Raw genomic sequence first — 5578 nt, forward strand, 5'->3', positions numbered from 1 at the left:
CCGGGAGGGTTGAGGTGAGGTCCGGGGGGTGTGGTCCGTTCGGCGGGGCGGCGCGGGGCGGAGGTGCTTCCTTCGGGCGGGTGGCTGGAGTTGGGTGCTGGTGAGCGGTAGATAGAGACTTCGCGGCGTTCGACGAGCTCCGGGTTCGACGGGCTCCGCGTTCCCCAGGCCGCCCCGGGTGACTATTCACCCCGGGGCGGTCGATTTTTTCTGTGCGCGGCTGTCTACGGGAGGGCGATGTACTTGGTGTCGAGGTACTCCTCGATGCCTTCGAAGCCGCCCTCGCGGCCGAAGCCGGACTGTTTGACGCCGCCGAAGGGTGCGGCGGGATCGGAGATGACGCCGCGGTTGACGCCGACCATGCCGGTCTGCAGGCCCTCGGCGATGCGGAGGGCGCGGTCCAGGTCACGGGTGTAGACGTAGGCGACCAAGCCGTACTCGGTGTCGTTGGCGGCGGCGAGGCCCTCCTCCTCGGTGTCGAAGCCGACGATGGGGGCGACGGGGCCGAAGACCTCCTCGCTCAGGATGCGGGCGCGCGCGGGGACGTCGGTGAGGACGGTGGCCGGGTAGAACCAGCCGGGACCGCCGGGGGCCTTGCCGCCCAGGGCCACGGTCGCCCCGGCCGCGACGGCGTCGTCGACGAGTTCGGTGACCGTGGTCAACTGATCCTCGTTGATGAGCGGGCCGAGCGTGGTCGCGTCGTCGGTGCCGGGTCCCAGCTTGGCCTCGGCCATGGCGGCGACCAGTTTCTCGGTGAACTCGCGCCGCACCGAGTTCTGCACGTGGAAGCGGTTGGCCGCGGTGCACGCCTCACCGCCGTTGCGCAGCTTGGCCAGCAGCGCGCCCTGCACGGCGGCGTCGATATCGGCATCGTCGAACACCACGAAGGGCGCGTTGCCGCCCAATTCCATGGAGGTGCGCAGCAGGCCGTGCGCGGAGGATTCCACCAGCTTCTTGCCCACTGAGGTGGAGCCGGTGAAGGTGAGCTTGCGCAGGCGCGGATCCTCCAGCAGCGGCGCGGTGAGGGCGCTGGAACGGCTGGTGGTGACGACCGACAGCACGCCCTCGGGCAATCCGGCCTCGGCGCACAGCTTGGCCAGCAGCAGCATGGTGAGCGGGGTCTCGCCCGCCGGTTTCACGATCATGGTGCAGCCCGCCGCCAGTGCGGGACCGATCTTGCGTGTCCCCATGGCGAGGGGGAAGTTCCACGGCGTGATGGCCAGGCACGGCCCGACCGGTTGCTTGTGCACCATGATGCGGCCGGTACCGGACGGAGCGGTCTGGTAACGCCCGTGCACGCGCGCCGCCTCCTCGCTGAACCACCGGAAGAACTCGGCCCCGTACTTGACCTCGTTGCGGGACTCCGGCAGCGCCTTGCCCATCTCCAGGGTCATGAGCAGTGCGAACTCCTCGGCCCGCGCGGTAATGGCCTCGAACACCGACCGCAGGATCTCTCCGCGCTGCCGGGCGGGCGTCGCGGCCCAGTCGGCCTGCGCCGCCACCGCGGCGTCCAGCGCGCGGACCCCGTCTTCGGGCGTGGCATCGGCGACCTCCACGAGGACCTCGCCGGTGGCGGGATTACGCACCGGAAAGGTGCCGCCACCGGTGGCGTCCACCGGTCCGCCGATCCAGAGCTGGGTGGGAACGGATTGCAGTAGTTCGCTTTCGGACACCATGTCTCCAGCCTAGGAGCGGCTACCGCACCCCGCCCCCAATTCGCGAGACACTCGCCACCTCACTGTCCCCGACCTGCCGCATCGCTCCCGCCCCGCCTTGCCGCTCCCGACCTGCCTTGCCGCTCCCGACCGGCCCCTTCACGGCACCCCATTCGGTTCGCGGCGCGTCCCGGTTCTGGACTGACCGGAGCGGAGGAGCGAAGCGGGGGAGCGGAGGGAGGGAGCGGAGGGAGGGAAGAACCGGGACTTCCAACGCCGCGAACCCGCCCGGAGCGAAGCGGAGGGCAAATCAAACACAGTGCAAGAAATTTCAGTAGTGTCGGCGGACGTGAGCAGCGACATCACCGCGACGGCGGCCTGGCGGAAACTGCACGATCATCATGCGGCCCTGGCCGACCGTCACCTTCGTGAGTTCTTCGCCGACGATCCGGAGCGCGGGCGTGAGCTGATCGTGCGGGTCGCGGACCTGCACATCGACTACTCCAAGCACCGCGTGACCCGCGAAACCGTGGACCTGCTGGTCGAATTGGCGCATACCGCCGACGTGGAGCGCCACCGCGACGCCATGTTCGCCGGGCGGCACATCAACACCTCCGAGGACCGCGCGGTCGGCCACTGGGCACTGCGCGCACCGGCCGGGCGGCGCGCCGAGATCGACGGCGCCGACGCCACCGCCGAGGTGCACGAAGTGCTCGGGCGCATGGGCGAATTCACCGATGCGCTGCGTTCGGGGCAGTGGCGCGGCGCGACCGGTGAGCGCATCGACACGGTGGTGAACATCGGCATCGGCGGCTCGGATCTGGGTCCGGCCATGGTGTACCGCGCGCTGCGGCATTACGCGGATGCCGGAATCTCGGCCCGGTTCGTCTCCAATGTCGACCCCGCCGATCTGGTGTCCACGCTCGCGGGCCTGAATCCGGCGACCACGCTGTTCATCGTGGCGTCCAAGACCTTCTCGACGCTGGAGACCCTCACCAACGCCACCGCCGCCCGCCGCTGGCTGACGGCCGCGCTCGGCGACGACGCGGTGGCCAAGCATTTCGTGGCGGTGTCCACGCACGCCCAGCGGGTGGCGGAGTTCGGCATCGACACCGCGAACATGTTCGGCTTCTGGGATTGGGTCGGCGGCCGCTATTCGGTGGATTCGGCCATCGGCCTGTCGATCATGGCGGTGATCGGCAAGGAGCGCTTCGCGGAGTTCCTGGACGGCATGCACCGGGTGGACGAACACTTCCGCACCGCACCGCTGGGGCAGAACGCACCGGTGCTGCTGGGCCTGCTCGGCGTCTGGTACTCGAACTTCTTCGGCGCGCAGTCGCGGGCGGTGCTGCCGTATTCCAATGACCTGGCCCGCTTTCCGGCGTATCTGCAACAGCTGACCATGGAGTCGAACGGCAAGTCCGTGCGCGCGGACGGCACGCCGGTGACCACCTCCACCGGTGAGATCTTCTGGGGCGAGCCCGGCACCAACGGCCAGCACGCGTTCTACCAGCTGCTGCATCAGGGCACCCGGTTGGTTCCCGCCGATTTCATCGGATTCGCCCGTCCCACCGACGATCTGGCGACCATGGACGGCACCGGCAGCATGCACGACATCCTGATGTCGAATCTGTTCGCCCAGACCAAGGTGCTGGCCTTCGGCAAGACCGCCGCGGAGATCGCCGCCGAGGGCACCGACCCGAACCTGGTGCCGCACAAGGTGATGCCCGGCAACCGCCCCACCACCACCATCCTCGCCCCGATGCTGACCCCCTCCGTGCTGGGCCAGCTCATCGCCCTCTACGAGCACCAGGTGTTCACCGAGGGCGCGATCTGGGGCATCGACAGCTTCGACCAGTGGGGTGTGGAACTCGGCAAACAACAGGCCCTGGCCCTCGAACCCCTCCTCACCGCGGCGGAAGACCCCGAGCCCGGCGCGGATTCCTCCACCGACGCCCTGATCGCCTGGTACCGCGCCAACCGCTGACGGCACCCGCCGGTCCGGCACCGGCCGTATCGTCGCGCGTACACGCTCCGGGCAGCGCGCCGCCGAGGTGCATTCGGGAGCGCCGCATCGCTCGGCCCGCGCTGTCCGCCGCGCATGACCCGTCAGCGGAGCTGGCCCGCCACGGGCCGCGGCTCCGGAGCCCGTCGCCCCGTTCGGATCACTCCGACCAGGCTGTGCGCAGTGTCTCGCGGTCGTCCACGCCGAGCTTGCGGCAGGCCGCGTCCAGGTGGTGCCCGACGGTTCGCACGCTGCGGAACACCTTGGCGGCGATATCCCGTTCCGTGAGTCCGGCGGCGGCCAAGCGCACCACCTGTAGTTCGAATGTGGTCAGCGGCTCCCCCGGCACGCGGTGTGCCTCGGCGACGCGGTGCTCCTCGGTGCGCCGGTCCTCGGCGACGCGGTAGACATCGACGACGCGAAGCTCCCCCGGCGGCCGGGGCTCTCGCGTCGCGCCGGTCTCGGCCCCCTGTTCCACCAGCCCACGCAACTCCGCGCGGGCTCGATCCGCCCACGGCGCCGCCCCGAGCCGCTCGAATGTCTCCAGTGCTTCCGCCAGCGCGGCCCGCGCCTGGGCCTCCCGGCCTTCGCGGCGCAGCCATTCCCCGTAGAGCAGCCCGGTGCGCGCATGGTCGTACCAGCGCTGCGCCGCCGCGTGCAGTCCGAGCGCCTTGCCGAACAGCTCCCCGTCGCCGCTCAGCAGTCCCCGGCACCGCAGGGCGATCCCCTCCGCCCACGGCTTGTCCAGGGCCGCCGCCCAGGTGTCGATCTCGGACATGGCGGCGCTGGCCCGATCGGGTCGCCGTGCCCGCACCGCCGCCTCGATCAGGTCCGCGAGCAGGTCGGTCCAGTGCCCGCGCGCCTGCTTCGGCTGCTCGTACAGTTCCCGCAGGCGGTCGAGCGCTTGCCGGTAGCGCCCGTAGCCGAGATCCAGCAGCGCCAGCGCCCAGTACCCGTGGGTGACGTCGATGGCGTTGAAATCGCCGGGCTCGTGCCGCAGCGTGCGCCCCGCCAGCTCCCGGCACCGCGCCTCGTCGCCGCGCACGGCCGCGATCATGGCGAGCAGCGCCTCGGCCGTCGCCACCCGCCCCGGCTGCCCGGTGTCGGCGGCGACCCGGAGGCTGTGGGCGGCAATGATTTCCGCCTCCCGGAATCGGCCCAGGATGAGTTCCGCATTGGCCAGGACGCAGCCCACCGACGGGCACCAGGTGATCATGCCGCGCTCACACACCAGCCCGGCCAGTTCGGTGAGCTGTTCCCGCGCGACCTCCATATCCCCGATGAGCGCCGATTGCGCCGCGAACGCGTGCCGCAGCGAGATCATCTCCAGCGGCACCGTCCGCCCGAAGGCGACGTTCGCCCGGATCAGCGCGATCCCGCCGACCGGGTCGCCGGTCTGCATGACCATCGGTCCCCGCAGCGCGGACAGCAGCGGCTCCCGCATGGGTCCGAGGGCCAGCTCCGCCAGTCGGTGGTACGCCGTCCGGAAATCCGCGAGATCGCCTGCGGTCCACGCGATCCGGCCCGCGTCGATGAGCAGCCACGCGGCCCGTTGGGGGTCGAGGTCGGCGACGTGTTCGGCGGCGTCGAGCATGATCTGATAGGCCCGGTGCGGTGACCCGACCTCGAATTCGATCGTCGCCCGGACGCCGAGTATCCGCGCCCGCTCCCCCGCTGTGAGGCAGAGCTGTTCGGCCGTGTCGGCGAGCCGCAGGGCCTGGTCGGCGCATCCGGCCGCGAGTGCGGTCTCCACGGCGCGGGTGAGCCTGCGGCCCCGTACGACGAGGTCGGGCGTGAGCCGGGCGGCCGCTTCGAGGGCGCTGACGGCGCTGGCGTGCGCGGTGTGCTCGCACGCGTAGTCGGCGGCGGCCTCCAGTGCGGCGGCGAGGGTTTCGTCCGGCGTGGTGCGGGCGCGGGC

The 5578-nt window shown here is 71.0% G+C and carries 3 protein-coding genes; 1 reads left to right on the forward strand and 2 read right to left on the reverse strand.

Features of this window, described 5'->3' with window-relative positions:
- Positions 1–224: 224 nt before the first annotated feature.
- A complete protein-coding gene (locus QK444_RS31720) occupies positions 225–1676 on the reverse strand; it encodes an NAD-dependent succinate-semialdehyde dehydrogenase (protein WP_282785755.1) in 1452 nt (483 codons plus the stop codon).
- Positions 1677–2004: 328 nt separating this feature from the next.
- Between QK444_RS31720 and pgi the strand changes: the two genes are divergently transcribed.
- Positions 2005–3642 carry a glucose-6-phosphate isomerase gene (gene pgi / locus QK444_RS31725; RefSeq protein WP_282785756.1) on the forward strand — a complete coding sequence of 546 codons (1638 nt, stop codon included), beginning with the start codon at positions 2005–2007 and terminating at the stop codon, positions 3640–3642.
- A 178-nt stretch (positions 3643–3820) separates the two neighbouring features.
- Here pgi and QK444_RS31730 read toward each other — a convergent pair.
- Positions 3821–5578 (reverse strand): LuxR family transcriptional regulator (locus QK444_RS31730; protein ID WP_282785757.1); only part of this gene is annotated, 1758 nt, incomplete at its 5' end.

It is taken from the genome of Nocardia sp. CC201C, assembly GCF_030010695.1.
In the GTDB taxonomy this organism is placed as follows: domain Bacteria; phylum Actinomycetota; class Actinomycetes; order Mycobacteriales; family Mycobacteriaceae; genus Nocardia; species Nocardia otitidiscaviarum.